We start from the raw sequence: 24,112 nt of genomic DNA, 5'->3' as shown, positions 1-24,112 counted from the left end.
GAACTCCTGCGGCCGGCTGTCCCCGGCCGCGGGTCGACGCGGGATTCCCCGACTCAGGACTCCCTGCGGCCTTCCAGATAGGTCGTGTGCGTCTGCTGGCGGCGGGCCTCCGTTTCACGGAGGTCCGCCGTCATGCGTTCCGCCTCCTCGCGCAGCAGCGTCAGCTGCCGCTCCAGGTGGCGCTCGGGCGATTCGCCGCCCGGCGTGAGCCGGGTCCACCAGCGGGTCCGGTTGTAGGTGTCCACGCACTCCGGCACGTCCGTGCGGATGGCCCGGGTCAGCGCGTGCACCGCCTCCGGGTCGGCGGCCAGCACGCTCGCCACCCAGCCCGGCTCCAGCATCGCCGCGTACAGCTCCAGCAGCCCGGACAGCACCCCGCCGGGCTCCTGCGGCAGATCCACCTCGCCGACGTACTCCTGGAGCCGCGCGAAGTCCTCCCGTACGAAGCCCAGTTGCTCGGCGGGCTCCGGCGGTACCGGCGGCGCCGGCACCTCCGGCGGGGCGACGAGCGCGCCTGCCCCGTACAGTCCGGCGACCACCAGCGGCCAGTACGTGCCGGCCACCCCGGTGAGGGTCAGGACCACCCCGACGAGCCCGCAGGCACTGCCGGCCAGGTTCTTCTTCGACTCCAGGAACCGCAGGACCCTACTGGTAGCCACGGATCTCCTCGAAGGCTCCGTCCAGCGAACCGTTGCCGTCGGTGGCGTCGAAGAGCCGCCCGCCGGTCAGTTCGGTGATGTGGGCGAGTTCCTTGCGGTCCGAGTCGCCGAACAGCACCGCGAAGACCGGCGTGTGCTTCTGCGCCTCGGGCAGGCCCGCGTAGAAGGCGTCGAACTGCTTGGCCCCGGCCCCCGCCGTGTTCTCGCCGTCCGTCATCAGCACGATCGAGGTGAACGCGTCGGCGTTGCCCTTGCCGAGCTGCTGGTACGCCGCCTGCAGACTGCTGTAGATCGCCGTGCCGCCGTCCGGCCGCAGCGACTTCACGTCTCCGCGGATCGCGTCCAGGGCCGGTCCGGGGTTGCCCGGCTCCACCGTGTGCGTCAGGACCTTCTTCACCTTGTCGCCGAAGGGCAGCAGGGTGACCTCCTCACGGTCCCGGAACCGCTCCCCGGTGCCCGAATCCCCCGTTCCCGTCAGATCGGTGAGCGCCGACTTCAGCCGGCCGATCCGGTCCTCGTCGGCCATCGAACCGGAGGTGTCCAGTACGTACACCGTGCGCGAGGGGCGGCGCAGCTCGTTCTCGTAGCTCGCCAGCAGCCCGTCCGCCACCGACCGGGTGCCCGGGAAGGGGAGCTCGCGCCGCTTGTCCGGATCCAGCCCGGCCGCCGGGGTCACCCCCGCCGCGACGGGCCGCCGGAAGGTCTTCTCGGTGATCGCCTTCTGGGCCGCCGCGCCGCTCAGGTACTCGGTCAGCGCGCGTCCCGACTCGCGGGCCCCGGCCGGGGCCGAGGTCAGCAGGGTCAGCGGGTAGTGGGCCGTGACCACGCCGTCGAGCGGCCGGATCACCGTCAGGTTCGTCTTCGCGTCCCGGTTCATGGACAGCAGCACCGACTCGTAGTTCACCAGCGCGTCCACGTCCCCGCGCTGGGTGTACGCCGCGGCCAGCCAGCCCGAGGAACCCGAGGTCAGCTTCTGCCCGGTGAAGAACCCCTTCAGCATCGGCTGCGCCTTCGCCACGTCCGCGTCGGTCAGCGCCGCCTGCGCGCCCGACAGCCCGGAGGCCACCGAGATCAGCGCGGAGAAGCCGGAGTTGGAGCGCACCGGGTCGGTCATCCCGTACGTCAGCTTCCCGGCGGCCACGGCCTCGTGGACCGCCGACCAGGTCACCGACTCCGGCTTCCAGCCCAGCCGGGCCAGCGCCTCGGGCTTCACGCCGAGGGCGACGGGCGAGGACATCACCGGGGTCTCGCTGGACAGCTTGCCCGCGGCCTCGGGGCGCAGCCGCAGGTAGTCGTTGGAGGAGAGCCAGACGGCGTCGTACCTGCCGTCGGCCTTGCCGGAGGCGATCTGCTCGACCGCGTCGAGGGTGCCCGACAGGGTCAGCTCCACGCCGATCCCGGTCGCGGCCTTCGCGGCCTTCAGCACCTCGTCCATGTCGGACAGCTCGCTGGAGGCCAGGACGCGCAGCGTGCCCTCCTGGTAGGCGGTCGCCTTCGGCTTCGGGTGGCCGGAGTCCTCCGTGCACGCGCTCGCCCCGAGCAGGGTGGCGGCGAGGGCCACGGCCGCGGCGAGCCGTCTGCGCAGCACGGCGCCGCGGATGCTCATGCCGTTCATCGGGCCTCCCCGCCTTCCAGGGCGCCGGTGGTGCGGGTGCGCGCCAGGTGGGCGGAGGCCTGCTGGAGTTCGGCGGTGAGGGACTCCACGGTGGCGGCCATGTTCTCGGTGGCCTGCACCTTGAAGGTGTCGATGGTGTCGAGGGTCTTGTAGATCTGGGCGAAGGCCGTGCGCAGCGTCTCCGCGCCGACGGCCGGGTCGGCGGCGATCCGCTGGATCTCCCCGCTCTGCGTGGACAGCATCTCCGCGTTGCCGCGGATCAGCCCCTCGGTGGTGTCGCGCAGGGTGTTGATCTGCTTGATGACCTCGCCCTGGGTGTTCAGGGCCTGGGCGAGCATCACGGCGATCCGCAGCGCGGACACCGTGGTGGTCGCGGCCCGGTCGACGCCCTTGATCAGCTCTTCGTTGTTGCGCCGGACCACGTCCATCGCCAGGTAGCCCTGGGCGCAGACGGCCAGCTGGGTCAGCAGGTCCTGGTGCTTCTGCCGTACGGGGAACAGCACGTCCACGCGCAGCGCGTCGGCCTGCTGCGGGTCGCTCTGGCCGGCGATCCGCTCTTCGACGGCCGCGTCCAGGGCCTCGGTGAGCACCGCGTACTCCTGGAGCTTGCCCATGGTCTCCCACAGGCGGGCGCGCTCGGTGTGCAGGGCGGCGTTGTCGCGGCGCAGCTCGTCCTGGCCGCCGCGCAGCGCGCCGACGATCCGGTTGAGGGTGGTCTGCGAGGAGGCGTACTTGGCCACGTGGTCGCGGAACCTGTTGCCGCCGGGCAGCTTGGACAGGAGCTTGCGCACGCCCTTGGCGCCGGCATCGCTCGGGTCCAGGTCCTCGACGGTGCGGCGCAGTTCGACGAGCGAGCCGGCGACGCGGGCCTGGGCGTCGCCGCCGCCGTCCGCGCCGAGGGAGCGTACGGCCCGCTCCAGCATGCGGTTGGACTGCTGGGCAGCGCCGCGGATGTCGGCGGAGCCGAGCCCGGTGATCTCCCCGATGCGGGTGGCGAACTCGGGGGAGCGGCTGTCGATGCCGGCCAGCGAGCCGACGTACTCCCCGGCCCGGCGGGCCATCTCCTCGCGCACCCCGTCCTGGAGCGGTACGAGGCCGGAGGCCTGCTCCCGCTCGACGGGGGCCACGGGTTCGGGGGCGGTGAGGACGAGCGGGGTGTTCTCGGGCGGTGTCAGTGTCATGGTGTCCATCCCCCTATCCCTTGGCGCGGGCGGCCAGCGCCATCAGGACCTTGACGGTCGGTGCGCTGACCTGGCGGATGCCCGTCAGCTCGGACTTGAGGTACGCGGTGTGCGGCGCGGTGGCGGCGTTGAACTCGGCGACGCCCTCCGTCGGCCGGAACCCGTGGCGGACCACGAGCGCGCGCAGCTTCGGGTCGGTGGCGAGGAGGGTGCCGAGCTCGGCGGCCTTGTCGCTGATCGGCACGAAGGTGTGCGGGGAGTTGACGGTGGTGTCGGGGTAGAGGACCACCATGTCGCCCGGATCCTGCTTCTGCTGGAGCAAACTGGCCACCTGGGCCTCGTAGGCGAGGATGAGCGGTTCGCCGCTGCCGCTGATGAAGGCGCGGAAGGGGCCGTCCGTGCTCTGTTCCAGGGCGCCCTGGACGGAGATCAGCTTCTTCATCAGGGGCGCGGTCCGCTCGATGCCGGCGTCGTCGGAGACCACGGTCGAGCCGTTGGCGACGTTCGAGGCGGTGGCGAGGAAGAGCGCGCCCGAATTGGAGGTGGTGGGGTCGGTGGTCTTGACGAACACCGTGCCGGCCAGCTCCGGGTAGGCGCTGGTGCCGCCCTGGAGCTCCTGCCACTTCTTGTCCTCGGCGGCGGCCTTCAGGAAGGGGCCGAGGAGGAGGGTGCCGGAGTTCTTGCCGGTCATCTTCGCCAGGCCGTGCTCGCTGAGCACCTTGGCGGCGTTGGCGCGGGCGATGACGACGAGCGGGGAGAAGAAGGGCTTCGTGTTCTGCGAGCCCTTCACCCCGGCCTTCTCCTCGATCTCCGCGGCCGGCTCACTGCTGCTGGGGAAGGCGAAGTCAAATTCCTTCAGGGCGAGTTGGTTCATCGCCCAGGAACCCGAGGTTTCGGTCTTCACGGTGTAGCCCTTGTCAGCAAGGGCCTTGACGACGTCGGGGTCGCGGAAGAACTCGGACTTCTCCGAACCGATGACGCCACGCACGGTCTTCGTTGCCGTGCCCTCCGGCTTCTTTCCTCCGATGGCGATGACGGCTATCACGCCGCCGACCAGGAGGATCGCCAGGGCGATTCCTAGGATGCGTCTCACGGGTGCAGAGTGCTCGCGGAAACCCACATTCCGCGCGGAGTTGAGTGAACGCGAGGTGACCAGGCGGTCCCACTTCGAAATGCTGTGTGGGCCCGTGAGTGCTGGTTCCCGGGGCGGGCGCCCGGGAGGATCGTGGCATGGGCGTGAGCGCGTTGAAGTGGCAGGGCTGGCTGGTCGCCCTGGTGTTCGTGGCGGGACTGCTGGTCTTCGCCCCGCTGGGGCTGTACGTGTGGGCGGGGGCGGCCCCCGCGGTGCGGCCGTCGGGGGCCGCGCGGGAGGACGTACGGATCACCGGGTGCCGGATCGACCCGGCGAGCCGCCGGGTGGTGGCCTCGGTCGAGGCCCTGAACCACTTCGCGGAGCCGGGCGCGTACGTGGTCACGGTGGAGTTCCGCGAGCCCCCGCCCGCGACGCCGCCCGGGGATCAGCCGGCGCCGGCCCTGGCCCCGGGCCCGGCTGCTTCCCCGCCCCGCGGTCCCCAGGTGCTGGTGAAGATCCCGGGGGTGCGCCCGGGTGCGGCGGAACAGGCCGAGGCGGTGGGCCCGGTCTGGCCCCCGGCCGCGATCCCCTGGTGCGGCACGGCAGCAGCCGTCTTCGCCCCGGACCCGCCCTCCGCCCGTTCCCTGGGGCTCCGCCCCAGCCCCCACGCCTCACACGCGGGCGAGGCTGATCCCGGCTGACCGCGGCCAGACCGCCCGCCCCGCTCCAGCCGTCCGGCGTCTGAGGACCGGGGTCCGGGGACCGGCGTCTGAGGACCGAGGTCCGGGGCGGAGCCCCGGGGAACGGGCGAAGGGCGGGTAGGGACACGCCCCGCAGGGCCGGTCCCGCGGTGCGGGGGCGCGCGGGCGCAGCCCCGTACGGGTGGGCCGGGTTCGAGCCCCGCAGGGTGTGGCGCCCGGTCCGGAGCCTCCGCGGCCCCGGACCGGGGCCGTCAGTGGGCGCCGACGAGGTCGAGCGCGGCGGCGTGCGCGTCCATGCGCTCGGCGGCGAGGATCGCGACCGTGGTGTCGGCGCGCGACGCGGCGACGAGCAGGGCGCGGGCGGCGAGGTCGTGGGCGCGCTGGTGCAGGGAGGCGGCGGCCCCGGCGTCGGGCTCCGCTCCGGGGCGCCGGGCGGCGCGGGCGGGCTCGGACCCGCGCAGGCGGCTCACCTGGGCGGCGACGGCGGTGGCGGCCTCGTCGAGGCCGAGCTCGTCGGTCACGGCGAGCAGTGCGGCGAGGTGCCCGGCGAGCTGGATGTCCAGGGCCTCGGCGCGGCTGCTGCGCGGGTAGTCGCTGGGGCGGCCGCCGATGCGGGGGTCGACCGCCTTGGTGCGAATCGGCTCGTACATGGGGGCCTCCTGCGTGGTCAGGAGACCATCCTACATTGGATTCGTTCTAAAGTTGAGCTGAATCTTGATCTCGTGTGTCGGCCTGAATGTGGCTTGTGATGGCCGGGGGGCAGCGATCACTCTTCTCCTTTCGGTGCGTGCATTTGTGCGGAGTGCGGGCAAGCCGACGGTATTGATCTGCAGGGTGGCGAAATGGCTGGGGCCGAAGACGTGTCAGACGTGTCGAACGTGTCGGACATATCGGGTGTATCGGATGTAGAAGCTGTGGTACGGAGCGATGCGGCGCTCCTGGAGGACGACCTGGCGGCCTTCCTGGCCACCTTGGTCCGGGGCCAGTCCGCCCCGGAGTCGGTCTACGAGGCGGCGCTGGCGCGTTCCCTGTACGGGCCGGTCGCCGACGCCGTCGGCTCGAAGGCGGGCCAGCAGGCCCTCGCGCCGACCGCGGCGGCGCCCGCGGGCCGGGCCCCGCTGCGGCCCTCAATGGTGTTCTGGGCCTACCGCAACTACCGCGGCTTCCCCGGCGCGGCCGGCGAGGAGGTCGCCACCGCGGAACTCGCCGCCGTCCGCCGCGCGGCGGTGGCGGTGCGCGTGCTGCTGAAGGCCGCGGTCGCCCTCGACGACATCCAGGACGGCAGCGGCATCCGCTACGGCGAGCCCGCCCTCCACGTCGCCCACGGCATCCCGCTCGCCCTCAACACGGGCTCCCTGCTGATCACCGCGGCGCTGGAGCACGCGGCCGACCCGGCCGTCGTGCGGAGCCTGCTGCGGTCCGTCGCCCGGGGCTTCACCGGCCAGGCCGTCGACGTCTCCACGCGCACCGAGCTCACCCGCGCGGAACTCCTGGCCGCGCCCCCCGCCGAGCGGGTGGCCTTCTGGGAGTCGATGGCCGCGCTCAAGACGGGCACGCTGTTCTGGATGCCGCTGGACGCGGCGGTGGCGGCCCTCGGGGTCGTGGAGGACGAGCGGCGCGTCCTGGACGAGGCGATGCGCGACCTCGGGCTGGCCAGCCAGCTGTTCAACGACCTGACCGACTTCGTGCCCGGGTTCGGCGGCCGCGCCACCCACGAGGACTTCGGCCAGCTGAGCAACCGGGTCTTCCTCGAACTGCTCGGCTCCGCGCCCGCCGGCCCCGGCGCGCCGGGGGAGCTCGTGGGGGCCGGGCTGAAGGAGTTCGTGCTCGGCCATCCGGACCTGCGGGGAACGCTGCTGCGCCTCGCACGGGAGGCGGCCGGGCTGAAGCGCTCGGCGATGGAGGCGGTGCGCGGGGTGTGCCGCTCCGAGCGGAGCGCCCGCTACTTCGACGTGACGATCGAACGCAAGGGCCACCTCATCGACCGCCTGCACGCGACGCTCCTGGAGGGGGAGGGCGCATGAGCCCCACGGACTGCTCCACGCTGGTCGAGCGCATCCGGGCGAGCACCCGGGGCCGGCACGCGGAGCTGGAGGGCACGCCCTTCTCCACCGCGATGCTCGCCGGGACGCTCCCGCTCGACCGGTACGTCGGCCAGCTCGCCGCCTACCGCACGGTCCTGCGGGCGCTGGAGGGCGAGCTCTCCGGCGCGCAGGCCCCGTGCGTCGCCTCGGTGTGGTCGGCGGAGCTGGCCAAACTGCCCCTCCTGGACCGCGACCTGACGCACTTCGCCGAGGACGGGGTGTTCCCGGCCTCGGCCGCGGCCGCCCCGGCGGAGGCCTTCGTACGGGAGATCCGGGCCGCCGCGGCCTCGGACCCCGGGGCGCTGCTCGGGTTCCTCTACGTCCTGGAGGGCTCCACGATGGGCGGCATGATCCTGCGCCGGTACGTCGCCGAGGCGTACGGGCTGCGCGGCACGGACGGCGTGGCCTACTACGCCAGCGGCGACCGCGAGCGCTGGGCCCGCTTCACGGCGCGCCTGAACGGGGCCCTGCCCGGGCCCGGCGGGCAGGACGGCGTGGTCACCGCCGCCTGCCGGGCCTACCACCACGTCGCCGCGATCTCCGTGGCCCTGTCCGCCGGACTCGGCGGCGCCGTGGCCGCGGCGCAGGACGTCGCGTAGGGCGCCGCCGGCTACGGCTGGCCGTACCCGTCCAGGAAGTTGCCGATCCGGGTGACCGCGTCGGCGAGGTCCTTGGCATTGGGCAGGGTCACGATGCGGAAGTGGTCGGGCTCGGGCCAGTTGAAGCCCGTACCGTGCACGACCATGATCTTTTCCTCGCGCAGCAGGTCGAGGACCATCTGCCGGTCGTCCTTGATCTTGTAGACGGACGGGTCCAGCTTCGGGAACAGGTAGAGCGCGCCCTTGGGCTTCACGCAGGTGATGCCGGGGATCTGCGTCAGCAGGTCGTAGGCCGTGTCCCGCTGCTCCAGGATCCGTCCGCCGGGCAGCACCAGGTCGTTGATCGACTGCCGTCCGCCGAGCGCGGTGGCGATGGCGTGCTGGGAGGGCATGTTGGCGCAGAGCCGCATGTTCGCCAGGATCGTCAGGCCCTCGATGTACGAGGAGGCGTGCTTCTTGGGCCCGCACACCGCCATCCAGCCGGACCGGTAGCCGGCGACGCGGTAGTTCTTGGAGAGCCCGTTGAAGGTGAGCGTCAGCAGGTCCGGTGCGATGGCGGCGGTGTTCGTGTGCGTGGCGCCGTCGTAGAGGATCCGGTCGTAGATCTCGTCCGAGCAGACGATCAGCCCGTGCCGGCGGGCGATGTCGGTGAGCCCGCGCAGCATCTCGTCGTCGTAGACGGCGCCGGTCGGGTTGTTCGGGTTGATGATCACGATCGCGCGGGTGCGGTCGGTGACCTTGCGCTCGATGTCGGCGAGGTCCGGCATCCAGTCGGACTGCTCGTCGCAGCGGTAGTGCACGGCGGTACCGCCGGCCAGGCTGACGGAGGCCGTCCACAGCGGGTAGTCCGGCGCCGGGACGAGCACCTCGTCGCCGTCGTCGAGCAGTGCCTGCATGGACATCTGGATCAGCTCGGAGACCCCGTTGCCGATGTAGACGTCCTCGACGTCGAGCTCGATGCCCTTGGTCTGGTAGTGCTGCATGACCGCACGGCGCGCCGAGAGCAGGCCCTTCGCGTCCCCGTAGCCGTGGGCGTTGCCCAGGTTGCGGAGCATGTCCTCAAGGATCTCCGGCGGGCACTCGAAGCCGAAGGCCGCGGGGTTGCCGGTGTTGAGCTTGAGGATGCGATGACCTGCTGCTTCGAGCCGCATCGCCTCTTCGAGGACGGGGCCGCGGATCTCGTAGCAGACATTGGCGAGTTTCGTTGACTGGATCACCTGCATGACGGGAGCTTACGGGTCCGGGTGCGGGCGCGCTCCGCTATTCGACCCGGAGCGGAGGGATGGATCGCGGACCGAAATGTCCCCTTTCGGGCAATGCTTGGGTGCGGGCGCCGCGCGTCCTTGGAAACCGGGGCCGCCGCCCCGCTACGGCCTGCGGAATGGGTGGGTCCGGCGGAGGGGGCCGGAACGGTGTTGCGCTCGTCACCCTGTCGGCTCCGCAGGTGTCCGCGGCGCGCGGCAGTGATCAAGAAGAGCGGGGGGCGCGGGAGATGGGCGATGCGGGAGCGGGCGGCGCGGGTGGCGGCCACGGCCTGAGGGCGGGCGCTCGCGGGCACGCGAAAAAGGGGCGGGGCACCACCGGTCGGCCGGTGGTGCCCCGCCCCTGCTCGCGGGGTGGATCTCAGGCTGTGGCGTCCGTGACGGTCGCTCCGGAGCGGATCCGCCGGACCTGGCCCTGGGCGTCCAGGTGCTGGAGGTCGCGGTGGATGGTCATCCGGCTGACGCCCAGCTCCCGTACGAGATCACCCACCTGTACGCGGCCCCTGGCCCGTACCGCGCCCGCGATCAGCTCGCGCCGCTCCTCGCGGGGCAGCCCCCGGCCGGGGGTGCGCCGCGTGGCGGGCACGGTCACTTCGCCTCGGCCTTGAGGATCTCGGCGAGCTCCTCGTCGGACTCGCGGCCCGGGGTCGGCAGGTTCCACTTGGTGATCGCGAAGCGGAAGATGAAGTAGTACAGCGCCGCGAAGCACAGTCCGATGCCGGCCAGACCCCACGGGTTGGACGCGATACCGAGGTTGAGGAAGAAGTCGATCGCGCCGGCCGAGAAGCCGAAGCCGTCCTTCATGCCGAGCGACCAGGTCAGCGCCATGGATACACCGGTCAGGACCGCGTGGATCGCGTACAGCACCGGGGCGATGAACATGAAGGTGAACTCGATCGGCTCGGTGATGCCCGTGACGAAGGCGGTGAGCGCGAGGGAGAACATCATGCCGCCGACGACCTTGCGGCGCTCGGGGCGCGCGCAGTGGGTGATGGCGAGGCAGGCGGCCGGGAGGGCGAACATCATGATCGGGAAGAAGCCGGTCATGAACTGTCCGGCGCTCGGGTCACCGGCGAGGAAGCGGGCGATGTCGCCGTGCGCGCCGTTGTACTCCCCGGCCTGGTACCACGGGAAGGAGTTCAGCAGGTGGTGCATGCCGACCGGGATCAGCGCGCGGTTGGCGACACCGAAGATGCCCGCGCCGACGGCGCCGGAGTTGACGAGCCACTCGCCGAAACCGTGGATGCCCTTGCCGAGCACCGGCCAGATCAGGCCGAAGACGATGCCGGTCACCAGGCCCGCGAAGGAGGACAGGATCGGGACGAGGCGGCGGCCGCCGAAGAAGCCCGCCCAGTCCGGCAGCTTGGTCCGGTAGAACTTCTGGTAGAGCAGCGCGACGATGATGCCCATCACGACACCGCCGAGGACACCGGCGTTGACGGGCGCGTCGACCAGGACGACCTTGTGGTCGACGATCGACTCGACCTGCGGAACGGCGCCGTCGGTGAAGGTCCCCAGCACCTTGGAGAAGACCAGGTAGCCCGCGACGGCCGCGAGACCGGTGGAGCCGTCGGCCTTCTTCGCGAAGCCGATCGCGATGCCCACCGCGAAGAGCAGGGCCAGGTTGCCGAAGATGGCGTCGCCGCCGGCAGCCATGTACTTGGCTATCTCGTTGCACCAGCCCGGCAGCGAGTCGCTGCCCAGCATGTCCGGCTGGCCGAAGCGCATCAGCAGCGCGGCGGCCGGCAGCACGGCGATCGGCAGCATCAGGCTGCGGCCGAGGCGCTGCATGACCGCCATCGCGGCCGAGTTCTTCTTGGCAGACGGCGCCGTCTGCTCGGCTGTACTCACGGTTGCTTCCTCCAGAGGAAACGGGGTGTGTTGCCAAGGCAGGCAGCGCTTGTGTGGGCTGGGCAACAGCTAAGGAAATTGCGCCATTTGCAGCGCGATGTTCCAGTTGTAACACGGTTAAAACGGCATAAACCCTCGGCCGGACAGACTGTGGACCTACGACCCGGAGGCTGGGGGCCGAGGTCCCCCGGGATGCGTGTCTTCCGGCGATGTCACAGGGTCCGGGTACCTTCCGGGCAGGGGAGTGGAAGGGGTACCGGCATGGATCGGCCGACGATCGTCCGAGGGGACGCCAGCAGTCCGCAGGCCCGGGGGCCGAAGATCATCGCGCACGTCTGCAACGACCTCGGGGGCTGGGGCAAGGGCTTCGTCCTCGCGCTCTCGAAGCGCTGGAGCGAGCCGGAGGCGGCGTACCGGGCCTGGCACCGGGGCCGCAGCGGGAACGACTTCGCGCTCGGCGCGGTGCAGTTGGTCCAGGTCCGCCCCGACACCTGGGTCGCGAACATGATCGGCCAGCACGGCATCCGCACCGGCAGCGGCGGCCCGCCGATCCGCTACGGAGCGGTCGAGGACTGCCTCGCACGCCTGGCGGCCCACGCCGCCGAACGGGGCGCCTCCGTCCACATGCCCCGCATCGGCTGCGGGCTCGCGGGCGGCACGTGGTCCCGCATCGAGCCGCTGATCCGGGACGGTCTGTGCGCGAAGGGGATACCCGTCACGGTCTACGACTTCGGCTAGACGGGGAGCCGTCTGGTCCGTACCGGGCGGTGCCCGCGGGCCGTGGGCGTGGGGCGGCGCTGAGCGGCGCGAAGGGTGCCAGGCTCGGGAGCCATGGATGTGAGCACCTTCTACGCCCTCTTCTCCGCCACCTGCTTCACCCTGGTGGGCCTGTGGTGGAACGTCGTCCAGAGCCACCACGACTGGATGCGCGACCCGGCCCAGCGGCGCGTCGTCGGCGGGATCTACCTGTCCTTCCTGCTCCCCGCCCTGATGGGCCTGTTCGCCCAGGTCGGCGGCACGGAGCAGCCACAGGTCTGGCGGGCGGCATTCGTCGTCCTCGCCGTGATCGGCTGCGCCTCCACCCTGCGGCTGCTGGCCCGGGCGCGCGGCGACCGCTTCCTGACCTGGCAGCAGGCCGCCGCGGCCCTGCTCTACGCCCTGATCGCCGTGGTCGGCGCCTTCCCCGAACTCGCCGACCCGGCGGGGCTGCGCCCCATCCAGGCCGAGGCGCTGATGCTGATCGGCCTGATCGTGCTGGGCCACGCCCTGGTCTGGCGGTTCATGGCCGGCGAGGGACGGGCCGCCGAGGAGGAGTAGGGGGTCCGGGGAGGGACGGCGGTGGCGCGGTGCTCGCGCGTCGTGCATCCCCGGCGGCCGTGGCGGGGGAAGTGGGGGTGGGGAGAGGACGACCCCTACCGATGTGGAGGCCTTCATGAGTGGCACGGACGAGCGCACGCCCGTGATCGTGGTCGGAGCCGGGCTCGCCGGTCTGACGTGCGCCCTCGACCTGGCCCGGTCGGGGCTGCGCGTCAGGGTCCTGGAGGCGGGCGACGAGGTGGGCGGCAGGATGCGCACCGATCACCGCCACGGATTCCGGCTGGACCGCGGATTCCAGGTCTTCAACACCGCGTATCCGCAGGTCAGGCGGCGCATCGCGGTGCGTTCCCTGCGGCTGCGCCCCTTCACGCCGGGCTTCCTGCTCCACACCGCCGGGGGTCGGGTCCGGCTGGCCGATCCCACCCGGCGGCCCGCCGACGCCGCCCGCCTCCTGACCGGCGGCCACGGCCCGGGTGCCCGCGCACTGGCCTCCCTCGGCGCCCTGAGCGCGTTCGACGCGGTGGCGCCCGCCGCGGCCCTCAAGCGCCTGCCCGAGCGCACGACCCGTGCGGAGCTGGCCCGCCGGCACGTCCCCGACTCCCTGGTCGAGGACGTGCTGCGGCCGTTCCTGGCCGGTGTCTTCCTGGAGGACGGGCTGGAGACCTCCAGCCGGATGTTCCACCTGACCTGGCGCAGCATGCTCAGGGGCACCCTGACCCTGCCGGCCGAGGGCATCGGCGCGGTGCCCCGGCTCCTGGCCGACGGCCTCCCGCCGGGGTGCGTGACCCTGGGCACGCCGGTGTCCTCCGTCAGCGCGTCGGGCGTCGTCCTCGCCGACGGATCCGCGCTCGACGCGGCCGCCGTGGTCGTCGCGACCGCCCCGTCGGCGGCGTGTGCGCTGCTCCCCGGGCTCCCCGCCGTGGCGACCCGTACCGTCACCACGTACCACCACGCGGCCGCCCGCTCGCCCCTCGGCGAGCCCACGCTGCTGCTGGACCGGCGCCGGCGCTTCCTCAACACGTGCGTGCTGACGGACGTCGCCCCCACCTACGGCACCGACGGGCGGGCCCTGGTGTCCACCTCCGTGCTCGGCGCCGACGCACCGGGCCGCGAAGCGGGGCTGCGCGAGGTCCTCGCGGAGGTCTACGCCGTCGGCACCGGGGACTGGGAGACGGTGGGGACGACCACCGTCACCGACGCGCTGCCCGCCATGGCGCCCCCGTGGCCCCTCAGCCGTACCGGCCGGACCGCCCCGGGCGTCTACGTCTGCGGGGACCACCGGGCCACCGGCTCCGTACAGGGCGCCATGGCCTCCGGAACGCGCACGGCGCGCGAGGTGCTGTCCGACCTGCGGAAGCCGTGAGCGAGCAGCCGGACGGCCAGGGCCAGTTCCCAGGCGAAGACCGGAAGGGCGGCCGCCGCCCCCGCCGGGGAGAGCTGCTCGTAGGCGCCGAACATCACGGCGACGGCCGAGGCGCAGATCAGCGGGCCGCCGATCAGGCCGAGCACGGCGATGGAGCGGGGCACGAGCCGGGCGCGGTACGCCACGTACGCGAGCAGGACGGTGTTCAGGCCGAGGGCGACGTTGGGGCCGAGCAGGAACGTCCACGCGTGCAGGGCCACCAGCGCGGCGTCGGCGCCCTGCCCCGGCCCCGCGTCGCGCCGCAGGGTGACGAGCGCCAGGACGGCGGCGATGCCGAGCGCGATGACGGCCGCCTCCAGCAGCCGCCCGAAGGCGTACCCGAGCGCGAGCCCCTCGCCGTGGCGCCGCAGGACGGGGAACAGCGCCGCCCCGGTGCCGGCCACGGCCACCACCAGCACCACCTCGCACACCGCCCCGAGCAGGGCCTGCGTGTCGGCGCCCGGCGCGAGGCGGCCGTCCGCCGCGCCCAGCAGGGGGCGGTACAGGGCCGCTCCGGCCAGCGCGGCGACCTCGGTCAGCAGGAACAGCAGCCCGGTGGCCACCGCGGTTCTCCGGTCGGGACTCATCTTCTCGGTACCCCTCGCTCGACGGAGGTGTACGCCGTACACCTCGCTGCGACCATAGGTGTACGGCGTACACTCGTCAAGGTGAGGGTGCCGTCGAGGAAGGAAGGGGCCCACCCGGAATGACCCGGCAGGAAGCCAAGGGCAAGCACGAGGACAAGGGCAAGGGCGCGCAGCGGATCCCCCTGAACAGGGACCGTGTCCTGCACGCGGCCGTCGCGCTCGCCGACGCCACCGGCATCGACGCGCTCAGCATGCGCAGGCTCGCCCAGGAGCTGGACGTCGTACCGATGGCCCTCTACAAGCACGTGGCCAACAAGGAGGAGCTGCTCGACGCCATGGCCGACGCCGTCATCGGCGAGATCGACCCGCCGGCCCCCGGCCCCGGCTGGCAGCCCGTGGTCCGCGGGCGGATCCTCTCGGCCCGCCGGGTCCTGCTCCGCCACCCCTGGGCGGCCCGGGTCATCGAAACGCGGACCGGCCCCACCCCGGCGGTGCTGGCGTACCTGGACTCCATGGCCGGGCTCTTCCGGGCCGGCGGCCTCTCCGCCGACCTCACGCACCACGTCATGCACGCGATGGGCAGCCGCCTGCTCGGCTTCAGCCGGGAACTGTTCGACACCTCGGGGCCCGCCGGCCCGCCGGACCCCGCACTGGCCGCGCGCTACCCGCACATCGCGGAACTGGCCGCCACGGCCGCCCACGACGACGGCTCCACCGTCGGTGGCGGCTGCGACGACCAGTCCGAGTTCGAATTCGCCCTGGACCTCCTCCTGGACGGCTTCGAGAGCCTGCGCCGCCGGGGCTGGACCTCCGCGCCGTAGCGCGGAGCGGACCCCGCTCCCCGCGGGTCAGAGCTCGATGATGACCAGGGGGATCTCGCGGGGGGCGGCCGCCGCCTGGTGGTCCTCGTAGGCGGGCCACAGGGCGGTCAGGGCCTCCCAGTACGTCTCGCGCTCCGCCGGGGTCGCCGTGCGCGCGCGGGCCTGCGCGGTCAGGGCGCCGACCTGGACGCGGACCTCCGGGTGGCCGGCGAGGTTGCGGTACCAGGAGGGGAGGCCGGGCGTGCCGTCGGCCGCGGTGGCCAGGACGATGTGGCGGCCGTCGTCCCGCGCGTAGATCAGCGGGGTGCGCACGGGCCGGCCGGAGAGCCGGTCGAGGGTGGTCAGCAGGAGCGTCGGGACCCCGCGCCACAGGTGTCCGTCGGCGCCGGAGCTGTCCACGTAGGCGCGCACGTGCGTGGAGACCTGCCCGGCCGGCGGGTCGGCGGGATGGTCCCAGTCGACGGCCGCGGGGGACTCGGTGGAGGCCTGCGGCGTGCGCATCGGCGTCGTGGGCATCGTCGGCATCGTCATCGTTTCTCCGGAATCGGCCCCCGCGCGCCTAACGAGCATCCACCGATTCTGGATGCGCACCGGCCGGCTCGCACCTCGGGGCGGACCGGGACCCCGGTCCGCCCCGCTCCGCACCCACCTACGGGAGGTAGCGTTCGAGCGCCCTCGGGCCCTCCTTCTCGATCAGCTGTCGAGCCTTCTCGACCCGCTCCGGCGTCACGTCCTGGCCGCGCGCCATGACGAGGTCCTCGGGGTCGAAGGGGTGCTCCGACCCCGTGTAGAGGTGGGCGGGGCGCTGGGGCCGCTGGTCCGATTCACTGTCCATGGCTACCTCCTGCTGTGTCCCCCTGGCCCCATCCTCCGGCCCTGCCCCCATGAACGCACCTCGGCGGCTCGGGACATGTCCGGGGGCGATGACCGCGGGCGATGTCCTCAGGCGATGTCCTCAGGAGACGGTGAGCGCCAGCGCCGCCGTCAGGGCGACGATGGCGCCGCAGATGCTGAGGTTGGCGGTCCTGTGCTCCCAGAACACCGCCACGAACTCGCGGATCGTCGCGCTCGGCCAGAAGTACCGCGCCGTCGGCGAGCCCAGCACCTGCCCGTTGACCCCGGCCTTGCGGGCCATCATCGCGGCGCGGAAGGCGTGGAAGTTGTTGGTGACCACCACGCAGCGGTAGGCGGGGTCCTCCGCCTCCATGACCGCCCGGCTGAACAGGAGGTTCTCCTCCGTCGTGCGGGAACGGTCCTCCAGCCGCAGGTGCTCGCGCGGCACGCCGCCCTCGGCCATCAGCCAGTCCGCCATCGCCCGCGCCTCCGCGACCTTCTCGTCCGTCCCCTTGCCGCCCGAGGTCAGCATCAGCGGCGGCCGTCCGCCCCGCGCGACCTGGGCGTCGTGGATCGCCCGGCCCTTGCGCAGCCGCGAGGCCAGCAGGGGCGGGACCCGGTCGCCACCGACCAGGCCGGAGCCGAGCATCACCACGTAGTCCACGTCCCCGCGCACCTTGATCCGCCCGTAGAGGTAGGCGTAGGCGAGGAAACAGACGAAGAGGAAGGAGACGTAGGCGACGAGGAGGACCACCCCGGCCACCACGGCGTCCACGGCGGGCGGTCCGGTGTCGGCCGCCACGAAGACGAAGGTGATGAGCAGGAAGATCAGGACGCCCGCCGCGAAGGACAGCAGGTTGCCCGGGCTCCGGCCCTCCTTGCGGACCATCGTCAGGCCGTTGCTGATCAGGAAGACGCCGAGCGCGAGCGTACCGACGGTGGGCACCACGAAGACCGCCAGGATCACGAGCTCCGCGAGCCCGCGCGGCAGGTTCCCGACCTGGAAGAGCAGCCCGACCGAGGTGAAGATGAAGGTGAGGCCGAGATAGACCGCGTTGCGGAAGCGACGGCGGTCCTCCCGGACGCTCACGCCGAAGAGGACGAAGAAGAGGACGGCGGGTACGAAGGCGTACATGCCGCTCATCGTAAGTGTGGATTAAGCCTGTTCAGCGGCCCTCGTGCGGTGTGCGGCGGACGGCCCGCCCGGCGAGGACGTCCGTCCTGCGCCCGTCCCGTACGACGAACCGCCCGTCGATCAGGACGTGCGGGATCCCGGTGGGCAGCGCGCGCGGCTGCTCGTACGTCGATCCGGCGGCGACCGTCAGCGGATCGAAGAGGACGAGGTCGGCCCGGTGCCCGGCGCGCACCAGCCCCCGGTCCGGCAGCCGCAGCCGGGCGGCGGGGCGGCCGGAGAGGTGGGCGACGCACTCCTCCAGGGACAGCACGCCCAGCTCGCGCACGTAGTGCCCGAGGTAGTGCGGGAAGGTGCCGTAGGCCCGCGGATGCGGTTTCGCCCCCTGGAGGATGCCGTCCGAGCCGCCCGTGTGCACCGGGTGGCGCATGATCGCCCGGACGTTCTCCTCGTGCCCGACGTGCTGCAGGATGCTCGGCCCGAGCCGGTCGCCCAGCAGCAGCGCCCGCGCCGTCTCCCAGTCGGGGAGGCGGGTGCCGACGTACGCCCCGTAGGCCGGGTCGGTGGTGCCGGCGATCTCGATCGCCGACCAGTCGACCGGGACGCCGTGGCAGCCGTCCGCGCCCTCCACCTCCAGTGCGTACCGGATCCGCTCGGCCTCGGCGTCGTCGGCGAGGCGCGCGAGGACCGCCTCGGGTCCGCCCTCGTTCGCCCAACTCGGCAGCAGGGCGACCAGGGTGGTGCAGCCGGGGGTGTACGGGTAGCTGTCGAGGGTGATGTCGGCGCCGCCGGCCAGCGCCCCGTCGAGCAGGGCGAGCAGCTCGCCCGCCCGGCCCTCGTTCTCCCCGAAGTTCATCGTGGCGTGCGCCAGGTGCAGGGCGCAGCCGGCCTCGCGGGTCAGCTCGACCATCTCGGCGTAGGCGGCCAGGGCGCCGCGGCCGTACGAGCGGTGGTGCGGGCAGTAGTAGCCGCCGTACCGGGCCACCACGCGGCACAGCTCGCTCAGTTCGGCGCCGGAGGCGTACATGCCCGGGGTGTAGGTGAGCCCGGAGGACAGGCCGACGGCGCCCTGCGCGAGCCCCTCGGCGACCAGGGTCCGCATCCGGTCGAGCTCCGCGGGGGTGGCGGGGCGGTCGCCCCAGCCGACGACGTGGGCGCGGACGGTGCCCTGGGGGACGAGGTAGGCGGCGTTGACGGCGATGCCCCGCCCGCCGTGGGCCCGGTCCAGCCGGTCCAGGTATCCGCCGACGGTGCGCCAGTCGAAGTCGATGTCCTCGCCGGTGCCGTTCCAGCCGGCGATGGCGGCCCGCACCCCGGTCAGCGTGCGGTCGTCGACGGGGGCGTAGGACAGGCCGTCCTGGCCGAGGACTTCGAGGGTGACGCCCTGGGCGGCCTTCGCGCCGTGGTCCGGATCGCGCAGCAGGGCGAGGTCGCTGTGGGCGTGCATGTCGATGAAGCCGGGGGCCAGGGCGAGCCCGCGGGCGTCGAGCGTGTGCCGCCCGCCGCCCGGGATCCGGCCGCCCACCGCGACGATGCGGCCCTCGTGGACGGCGACGTCGGCGGTGGAGGAGGGCCCGCCCGTGCCGTCGACGACGCGGGCCCCGCGGATGACCAGGTCCATGGGCTAGAAGAACGTCCGGACGTACTCCGTGACCGTGCCGTCGGCCTCCACCACCGGGATCAGGGGCCACTTCTCGAAGATCGTGCACGGGTGGGACATCCCCAGCGCCACCCAGTCGCCCACCTGCACGTCCTCGGCGGAGTCGGTTTCCAGCCAGGCGTGCTGGTCGGAGAGCTTGAGGACACGGATCCCGGTGCCCGGACGCTCGGCGCCGGTGAGCGGGTCGCGGACCAGCTCCACCTCGGGCAGCCCCAGGTCGTAGGCGATGTCCCGCTTGCCCGCGTTGAGATACGCCTGCGTGGGGGAGGGGCGGGAGACCACCTGGGTCCAGAGCCGGAAGGCGGGGCGCAGACCGCCCTCCTCGGGCACCCGGTTGAAGGGGGTGAGGCGGGTGTACCAGCCGTGGTCGTGGGAGACGTACGCCCCCGAGCGCAGCAGCTTCAGGACCGGCCGGGAGAGCTCCGGGAGCTCGGCGAACACGTCGGCGACGGCGTCGAACCAGGCGGAGCCGCCCGCGCTGACGACGATCTCCTCCACCCCCTCGAACCGGCCCGCCTTGTCGAACTCGACGGCCAGGCCGGTGAGCCGGCGCAGGTAGGCGTGCACCGACGCCGGGTCGGCCCCGGGCACCTCCGCCTCGTACCCGGCGATGCCGACCAGGCGCAGGGTGTCCGTGCCCGCCACCGCGTCGGCGACGGCCCGGCAGTCGTCGTCGCTGCGGGCCCCCGTGCGGGCGCCCTCCCCGGCGCCGAGCTCGACGACCACGTCGACCCGCTGCGGCTGACCCTTCAGGGCCCGGTCCATGAGCTGGACCCCGCGCACGGAGTCCACGTAGCAGACGAAGCGGAAACCGGGGTCCGCGGCGAGCTCGGCGGCCACCCAGCGCAGGGCGGCGGCGTCGACGAGCTCGTTGGCGAGGAAGATGCGCTCGATGCCGAACGCCCGGTAGACGCGCGCCTGGTGGGGGACGGCGGCGGTGATGCCCCAGGCGCCGTGCTCCAGCTGGCGCCGGAACAGCTGCGGGGCCATGCAGGTCTTGCCGTGCGGGGCGAAGGCCAGGTCGTGGCGCTCGGCATAGGCGGCGAGGGCGGCGAGGTTGTGGCTCAGCGCCTCGGCGTCGAGGGTGAGCACGGGCGTGGTGAACCCGCCGGTGTGCAGATTGCGGCGCTCGGCCGTCAGTTCGCCGACGGTGAGGCCCGCCTGCCCGGCGTCCGGGGGGAGTCCCTTGAACCGGTGGTCCACCGGCTCCTGGGCGAGGGCCTGGACGGGATCGCTGGGCATGTGTGTGGGCCTCCCGGGACGGTGCGGTGGTTGCGTACAGTGCAACAGTCGTTGCGTGTGCCGCTGCATGCTGTCTAACATCCCGGGTGACGACGGGTCAACGGGGCAACGGTCAACGGATCACGTCCCGGTCCCGGTTCCGTACGGAGGTGCACGGCATGAGCCAGTCGGTGGAGCGGGCGCTGCGGATCCTGCCTGCCCTGGCCAAGGGCCCGGCCGGGCTCGGCGAGGTCGCCGAGGTGCTCGACGTGCACAAGAGCACGGCCCTGCGGCTGCTGCGGACCCTCCAGGAGCACGGCTTCGTCTACCGGCAGGGCGACGGCCGCTACCGGCTCGGCGCCGCCCTGTTCGCCCTGGCCTCCGAGTCCATCGAGAACCTCGACGTGCGCGAGATCGCCCACCCGCACCTGCTCGAACTGAACAGGACCACCGGGCACACCGTGCACCTCGCCCTCCACCAGGACGACGAGGTCGTCTACGTGGACAAGGTCGACAGCCGCTACGCGGTCCGGATGTACTCGCGCATCGGCCGGCCCGTGCCGCTCACCGTCGCCGCCGTCGCGAAGCTGCTCATCGCCGACCTCCCGGAGGCCGAGCGCCGGGCCCTGGCCGCCCGCATCGAGTACCCGGCCTACACCCCCCGCTCCACCCCCGACGCCGCCGCGTACCTGCGCGAGCTGGACCTCGTGCGCGCCCAGGGGTGGGCCACCGACATCGGCGGCCACGAGGAGTCCCTGAACTGCCTGGCCGCCCCCGTCCGCGGACCCGACGGCCGCGTGGTCGCCGCGATGTCCGTCTCCGCCCCCGGCGTGGTCCTCTCCGTCGTGGGGCTGCTCGAACTCCTCCCGCTCGTACGGCAGACCGCCGACGCCATCGGCCGCGAGTACTCAGGCTCGGGCCCCGTACAGGAACAGGAAGAAGACAGGCCATGACCGACAAGACCGCGATCACCCCCGCCACCCACACCGACCCGCCCGCGAAGTTCTCGCACGGCGTCCGCAAGGGCAACATCCTCCAGGTCGCCGGCCAGGTCGGCTTCCTCCCGCACGTGGACGGGCAGGAGCCCACCCCGGCCGGCCCGACCCTGCGCGAGCAGACCCTCCAGACGCTGGAGAACGTCCGCTCCGTGCTGGAGGCGGGCGGCGCCACCTGGGACGACGTGATGATGCTGCGCGTCTACCTCACCGACACCACGCACTTCGACGAGATGAACGAGATCTACAACGCCTACTTCGAGGAGCAGAACCTGAAGGCGGCCCCCTCCGCCCGCACCACGGTGTACGTGGGCCTCCCCGGCGACCTGCTGATCGAGATCGACGCCCTCGCGGTGCTCGACGCCTGAGTGCCTGAGCGCCTGAGCGCCTGAGCGCATGCGTGGATTACGGGGAGAACCTTCCACATTCTGTGTATCTTGATCGCGCTTTATACACACAATGTGGGGGGAACTCTCTTGCGCAAGCGCTCCGTTATAGCCGCGGCCGTCACCACCGGCGCCCTGGCCGTCCTCGCCGTCACCCCGGCCCAGGCCGCCGAGTCCGGCTCGGCCCTCAAGATCCGCGGAGTCCAGTACGACGCCCCCGGCGCGGACTCCAACAGCTGCTCCACGGGCAACACCCGTGACGAGTACCTGACGATCAAGAACTACTCGACCACGGCGAAGGTCAACCTCAAGGGTTACGTCGTGAAGGACGCCACCGGCAACAGCTACACCTTCACCGCCAACCACTACCTGGAGCCCGGGGACTTCGTGAAGCTCCGCGGCGGCAGGGGCACCGAGTCCGACGCCTCCAACGTGGCCTACCGCGGCAGTTGCAACTTCATCTGGAACAACGACCGCGACACCGTCTACCTCAAGACCCCGTCCGGCGCGACCGCGGACTCCCACGCCTACACCAAGAGCGGGTCCGACCGCGACGGCAACGGGTACATCACCTTCCACGGCTGACGGGCCGCCGACCGGCTCTCGCCGGCGACCGGGCATTGGGTACGCTCACCGATGACTTCGGGGCGCCGGCGGGGGCCGGAATGCCGCTAGGCAGGGATGGGTCCTCATGAGCAGCGCACCTTCGGCAGGCATCTTCCAACCGCTCAAGGCGGACGACCCGGAGATCGTGGGGGGCTACCGGCTCGCGGCGGTGCTCGGTGCGGGCGGCATGGGCAAGGTGTACCTCTCGTACACGCCGGGCGGCCGGCCCATCGCCATCAAGGTCATCCGGTCCGAGTTCAGCGAGGACCCCGAGTTCCGGCGGCGCTTCCAGCAGGAAGTGCGGTCCGCGGAGCGGGTCCAGGGGCTGTACACCGCCCCGGTCATCGACTCGGACACCGAGGGCTCCCAGCCCTGGCTGGCCACGGCCTACGTGCCCGGCCCCTCCCTCGCGCACGCCGTCGCCCACCACGGCGCACTGCCGCCGCGCAGCGTGCTGCTGCTGGCCGTCGGGGTCGCCGAGGCCCTGACCGTCATCCACGGCGCGGGCATCGTCCACCGCGACCTGAAGCCCGCCAACGTCCTGCTCGCCTCCGACGGGCCGCGCGTCATCGACTTCGGCATCGCCCGCGCGGCCGACAGCACCGCCCTGACCAACACGGGCGTCAGCATCGGCACCCCGGCCTTCATGGCGCCCGAACAGGCCTCGACGGGCACGATCACCCCGGCCACCGACGTCTTCGCCCTCGGCCAGATCGCCGCCTTCGCGGCCATCGGATCCTCCGTCTACGGCGACGGGCCCTCGCACGCGGTGCTCTACCGGATCGTCCACGAGGACCCCGATCTCAGCGGGCTGCCCGAGGAGCTGCGGCCCCTGGTGACCCGCTGCCTCAGCCGCGACCCGGCCGGCCGGCCCGCGCTGGGCGAGGTCATCGCCCTGTGCAACGAAGCCGCGGGCGCCGACCCGCTGCGCCAGGGCGAGGACTGGCTGCCGCGCGCGGTCGCCGGTTCCATCACCGAGCGGGTGCACCTGCTGCCCGCTCCGGCCCCCACCCCGCCCCCGCGGCCGGCCGCGCCGGTGCCGACCGAGCTCTCCGCGCAGCCGCCGGCCCCGGGCGCGCCTCCGGCGCCGGCCGCAGCGCCGACGCAGACCGCTCCGCGGCCGGCCGCTCTGAGCGCGCCTCCGGCTCCGGCGCACCCGGCTCCGGCGCACGCGGCCCCGGCGCAGCCCGGACAGGCGACGGTGCCGACCGGCTACGGGACGCCGCCGCCGTACGGGCACCCCGGGTACGGGCAGCCTCCGCGCCCGCAGCCCTCGTACGCGCAGCCCGCGTACGCCCAGCCCACCTACAGCCAGCCCACCTACGCGCAGCCCGGGTGGGGGCAGCGGCCCGGGTACCCGCCGGCCCCGGCCAAGCCCAAGCGGACCGGCCTGATCGTCACCCTGTCCATCGTGGGCGCGGTCATCGGGCTGGCCGTCCTCGGCTCGCTGCTGCCGGACGGCGACAAGGGCAACGGCGCGGCCGGGTCGCCCGGCGGTACGGGGGGTGCCAGTGCCTCCCCGGGCACGGCCCAGAAGCCCGTCGACCCGAAGCCGGTCTCGTACAAGGGCATCGACGTGCCCGGGTCCCACGAGCTGATGCTCGCCGACAACCCGCCGCGCCCGGCGGAGGAGCCGAGCGGTGTGGGCGTGCACTACGGCAAGGGGGACCTCTACTTCTACCGGGACTCCACCTTCGGGAAGGACGAGTTCGGCACCGCGAACGGGAAGCTGGTCCTGCTGAACAACGCGGAGAAGGGCTCGCTGGACACCTGCCGCAAGGTGACCCGCTTCACCGAGAAGATCACCCTCGACCAGCTCACGGCCGGCTCCGAGGTCTGCGTCCTGAGCGACGCCGGGCACATCGCGGTGGCGACCTACCGCGGCAAGTCGGGGGCGAAGGAATCGAGTCAGTACATCACCCTCGACCTCACGATCTGGCGCAACGCCGAGCAGGCGAAGAAGGACTAGGCCGTCTCTTTCGGATCTTGCCGGGCCCGCGGCGCCTGGCACCGTGCCTGGCCGCCCTGCCGCGGCGACCACGTACGCCCAGTACGCGAACGCCCCGGCAGCACGCCCAGGCACGGCACCAGACGCCGCGGGCTCGGCCGACAAGATCCGAAAGAGAC

The 24,112-nt window shown here is 72.7% G+C and carries 25 protein-coding genes; 11 read left to right on the top strand and 14 right to left on the bottom strand.

The annotated features are described in order from the left end of the window. Positions 1–53: 53 nt before the first annotated feature. The 4 genes from ACWCP2_RS14135 to ACWCP2_RS14120 are packed head-to-tail and all read right to left on the bottom strand — an operon-like array spanning position 54 to position 4,548. Positions 54–659, bottom strand: coding sequence for a hypothetical protein (locus ACWCP2_RS14135; RefSeq protein ID WP_450908846.1), 606 nt, complete (start codon positions 657–659; stop codon positions 54–56). Then, on the bottom strand, positions 646–2,274 hold the full coding sequence (locus ACWCP2_RS14130) for a substrate-binding and vWA domain-containing protein (RefSeq protein WP_450908845.1): 1,629 nt from the start codon (positions 2,272–2,274) through the stop codon (positions 646–648). Before ACWCP2_RS14130 ends, ACWCP2_RS14135 begins: the two co-directional genes overlap by 14 nt. Further along, positions 2,271–3,464, bottom strand: a complete 1,194-nt coding sequence (locus ACWCP2_RS14125; protein ID WP_450908844.1) for a toxic anion resistance protein — start codon at positions 3,462–3,464, stop codon at positions 2,271–2,273. Before ACWCP2_RS14125 ends, ACWCP2_RS14130 begins: the two co-directional genes overlap by 4 nt. Positions 3,465–3,468: 4 nt before the next feature. Then, on the bottom strand, positions 3,469–4,548 hold the full coding sequence (locus ACWCP2_RS14120) for a hypothetical protein (RefSeq protein WP_450908843.1): 1,080 nt from the start codon (positions 4,546–4,548) through the stop codon (positions 3,469–3,471). Positions 4,549–4,691: 143 nt separating this feature from the next. Here ACWCP2_RS14120 and ACWCP2_RS14115 point away from each other — a divergent pair, with 143 nt between their 5' ends. Next, positions 4,692–5,228 (top strand): hypothetical protein, encoded by a 537-nt coding sequence (locus tag ACWCP2_RS14115; protein WP_450908842.1) that lies wholly within the window; start codon positions 4,692–4,694, stop codon positions 5,226–5,228. 251 nt (positions 5,229–5,479) lie between these two features. Here the strand turns inward: ACWCP2_RS14115 and ACWCP2_RS14110 are convergent, their stop codons facing one another. Further along, complete coding sequence (locus ACWCP2_RS14110) at positions 5,480–5,878, bottom strand: SCO4983 family protein (RefSeq protein WP_450908841.1); 399 nt, start codon at positions 5,876–5,878, stop codon at positions 5,480–5,482. 264 nt (positions 5,879–6,142) lie between these two features. Between ACWCP2_RS14110 and ACWCP2_RS14105 the strand changes: the two genes are divergently transcribed. Then, on the top strand, positions 6,143–7,252 hold the full coding sequence (locus ACWCP2_RS14105) for a polyprenyl synthetase family protein (protein WP_450908840.1): 1,110 nt from the start codon (positions 6,143–6,145) through the stop codon (positions 7,250–7,252). Then, positions 7,249–7,911: a biliverdin-producing heme oxygenase gene (locus ACWCP2_RS14100; protein ID WP_450908839.1), complete on the top strand. Its 663-nt coding sequence runs from the start codon at positions 7,249–7,251 to the stop codon at positions 7,909–7,911. The genes ACWCP2_RS14105 and ACWCP2_RS14100 overlap by 4 nt, the downstream gene beginning before the upstream one ends. Positions 7,912–7,922: 11 nt before the next feature. Here the strand turns inward: ACWCP2_RS14100 and ACWCP2_RS14095 are convergent, their stop codons facing one another. The 3 genes from ACWCP2_RS14095 to ACWCP2_RS14085 all read right to left on the bottom strand — a co-directional run bounded on the left by ACWCP2_RS14095 (position 7,923) and on the right by ACWCP2_RS14085 (position 10,973). Continuing rightward, on the bottom strand, positions 7,923–9,134 hold the full coding sequence (locus tag ACWCP2_RS14095) for a pyridoxal phosphate-dependent aminotransferase (RefSeq protein WP_450908838.1): 1,212 nt from the start codon (positions 9,132–9,134) through the stop codon (positions 7,923–7,925). 400 nt (positions 9,135–9,534) lie between these two features. Further along, positions 9,535–9,759 carry a DeoR family transcriptional regulator gene (locus tag ACWCP2_RS14090; protein WP_450908837.1) on the bottom strand — a complete coding sequence of 75 codons (225 nt, stop codon included), beginning with the start codon at positions 9,757–9,759 and terminating at the stop codon, positions 9,535–9,537. A 2-nt stretch (positions 9,760–9,761) separates the two neighbouring features. Continuing rightward, positions 9,762–10,973: a PTS transporter subunit EIIC gene (locus ACWCP2_RS14085; protein WP_450908955.1), complete on the bottom strand. Its 1,212-nt coding sequence runs from the start codon at positions 10,971–10,973 to the stop codon at positions 9,762–9,764. Positions 10,974–11,285: 312 nt separating this feature from the next. Here ACWCP2_RS14085 and ACWCP2_RS14080 point away from each other — a divergent pair, with 312 nt between their 5' ends. The 3 genes from ACWCP2_RS14080 to ACWCP2_RS14070 all read left to right on the top strand — a co-directional run bounded on the left by ACWCP2_RS14080 (position 11,286) and on the right by ACWCP2_RS14070 (position 13,704). Beyond that, positions 11,286–11,762, top strand: coding sequence for a macro domain-containing protein (locus tag ACWCP2_RS14080; RefSeq protein ID WP_450908836.1), 477 nt, complete (start codon positions 11,286–11,288; stop codon positions 11,760–11,762). Between the two features lie 93 nt (positions 11,763–11,855). After that, on the top strand, positions 11,856–12,341 hold the full coding sequence (locus ACWCP2_RS14075) for a hypothetical protein (protein WP_450908835.1): 486 nt from the start codon (positions 11,856–11,858) through the stop codon (positions 12,339–12,341). Positions 12,342–12,456: 115 nt separating this feature from the next. Beyond that, entirely contained in the window at positions 12,457–13,704 is a 1,248-nt protein-coding gene (locus ACWCP2_RS14070; protein WP_450908834.1) for an NAD(P)/FAD-dependent oxidoreductase, read from the top strand. Here ACWCP2_RS14070 and ACWCP2_RS14065 read toward each other — a convergent pair. Next, entirely contained in the window at positions 13,602–14,330 is a 729-nt protein-coding gene (locus ACWCP2_RS14065; RefSeq protein ID WP_450908833.1) for a DUF4386 domain-containing protein, read from the bottom strand. The genes ACWCP2_RS14070 and ACWCP2_RS14065 overlap by 103 nt on opposite strands. A gap of 119 nt (positions 14,331–14,449) precedes the next feature. On the opposite strand from ACWCP2_RS14065, the gene ACWCP2_RS14060 reads away from it, so the two are divergent. Next, the gene (locus ACWCP2_RS14060) at positions 14,450–15,151 is read left to right on the top strand and encodes a TetR/AcrR family transcriptional regulator C-terminal domain-containing protein (protein WP_450908832.1); all 702 of its coding nucleotides are present in this window, start codon (positions 14,450–14,452) and stop codon (positions 15,149–15,151) included. Positions 15,152–15,178: 27 nt separating this feature from the next. On the opposite strand, the gene ACWCP2_RS14055 is transcribed toward ACWCP2_RS14060, so the two are convergent. The 5 genes from ACWCP2_RS14055 to ACWCP2_RS14035 form a co-directional block, all read right to left on the bottom strand. After that, positions 15,179–15,667, bottom strand: coding sequence for a nitroreductase/quinone reductase family protein (locus tag ACWCP2_RS14055; protein ID WP_450908831.1), 489 nt, complete (start codon positions 15,665–15,667; stop codon positions 15,179–15,181). 133 nt (positions 15,668–15,800) lie between these two features. Beyond that, positions 15,801–15,986 (bottom strand): hypothetical protein, encoded by a 186-nt coding sequence (locus tag ACWCP2_RS14050; RefSeq protein ID WP_450908830.1) that lies wholly within the window; start codon positions 15,984–15,986, stop codon positions 15,801–15,803. Positions 15,987–16,106: 120 nt separating this feature from the next. After that, positions 16,107–17,120 carry a YdcF family protein gene (locus ACWCP2_RS14045; protein ID WP_450908829.1) on the bottom strand — a complete coding sequence of 338 codons (1,014 nt, stop codon included), beginning with the start codon at positions 17,118–17,120 and terminating at the stop codon, positions 16,107–16,109. Between the two features lie 31 nt (positions 17,121–17,151). Then, on the bottom strand, positions 17,152–18,738 hold the full coding sequence (locus tag ACWCP2_RS14040) for an N-acyl-D-amino-acid deacylase family protein (protein ID WP_450908828.1): 1,587 nt from the start codon (positions 18,736–18,738) through the stop codon (positions 17,152–17,154). A gap of 3 nt (positions 18,739–18,741) precedes the next feature. Next, complete coding sequence (locus ACWCP2_RS14035; RefSeq protein ID WP_450908827.1) at positions 18,742–20,019, bottom strand: amino acid deaminase; 1,278 nt, start codon at positions 20,017–20,019, stop codon at positions 18,742–18,744. A gap of 158 nt (positions 20,020–20,177) precedes the next feature. Here ACWCP2_RS14035 and ACWCP2_RS14030 point away from each other — a divergent pair, with 158 nt between their 5' ends. The 4 genes from ACWCP2_RS14030 (at position 20,178) to ACWCP2_RS14015 (ending at position 23,954) form a co-directional block, all read left to right on the top strand. Continuing rightward, positions 20,178–20,951, top strand: a complete 774-nt coding sequence (locus ACWCP2_RS14030) for an IclR family transcriptional regulator (protein ID WP_450908826.1) — start codon at positions 20,178–20,180, stop codon at positions 20,949–20,951. Further along, the gene (locus ACWCP2_RS14025; protein WP_450908825.1) at positions 20,948–21,361 is read left to right on the top strand and encodes a RidA family protein; all 414 of its coding nucleotides are present in this window, start codon (positions 20,948–20,950) and stop codon (positions 21,359–21,361) included. Before ACWCP2_RS14030 ends, ACWCP2_RS14025 begins: the two co-directional genes overlap by 4 nt. A 108-nt stretch (positions 21,362–21,469) precedes the next feature. Further along, a complete protein-coding gene (locus tag ACWCP2_RS14020) occupies positions 21,470–21,964 on the top strand; it encodes a lamin tail domain-containing protein (protein WP_450908824.1) in 495 nt (164 codons plus the stop codon). Positions 21,965–22,070: 106 nt separating this feature from the next. Continuing rightward, positions 22,071–23,954: a protein kinase domain-containing protein gene (locus ACWCP2_RS14015; protein WP_450908823.1), complete on the top strand. Its 1,884-nt coding sequence runs from the start codon at positions 22,071–22,073 to the stop codon at positions 23,952–23,954. Positions 23,955–24,112 lie beyond the last annotated feature (158 nt).

Source organism: Streptomyces sp. NPDC002104 (genome assembly GCF_053593795.1).
The sequence above is the reverse complement of the archived record's forward strand: the minus strand, read 5'-3'. Positions and strand labels throughout refer to the sequence as shown.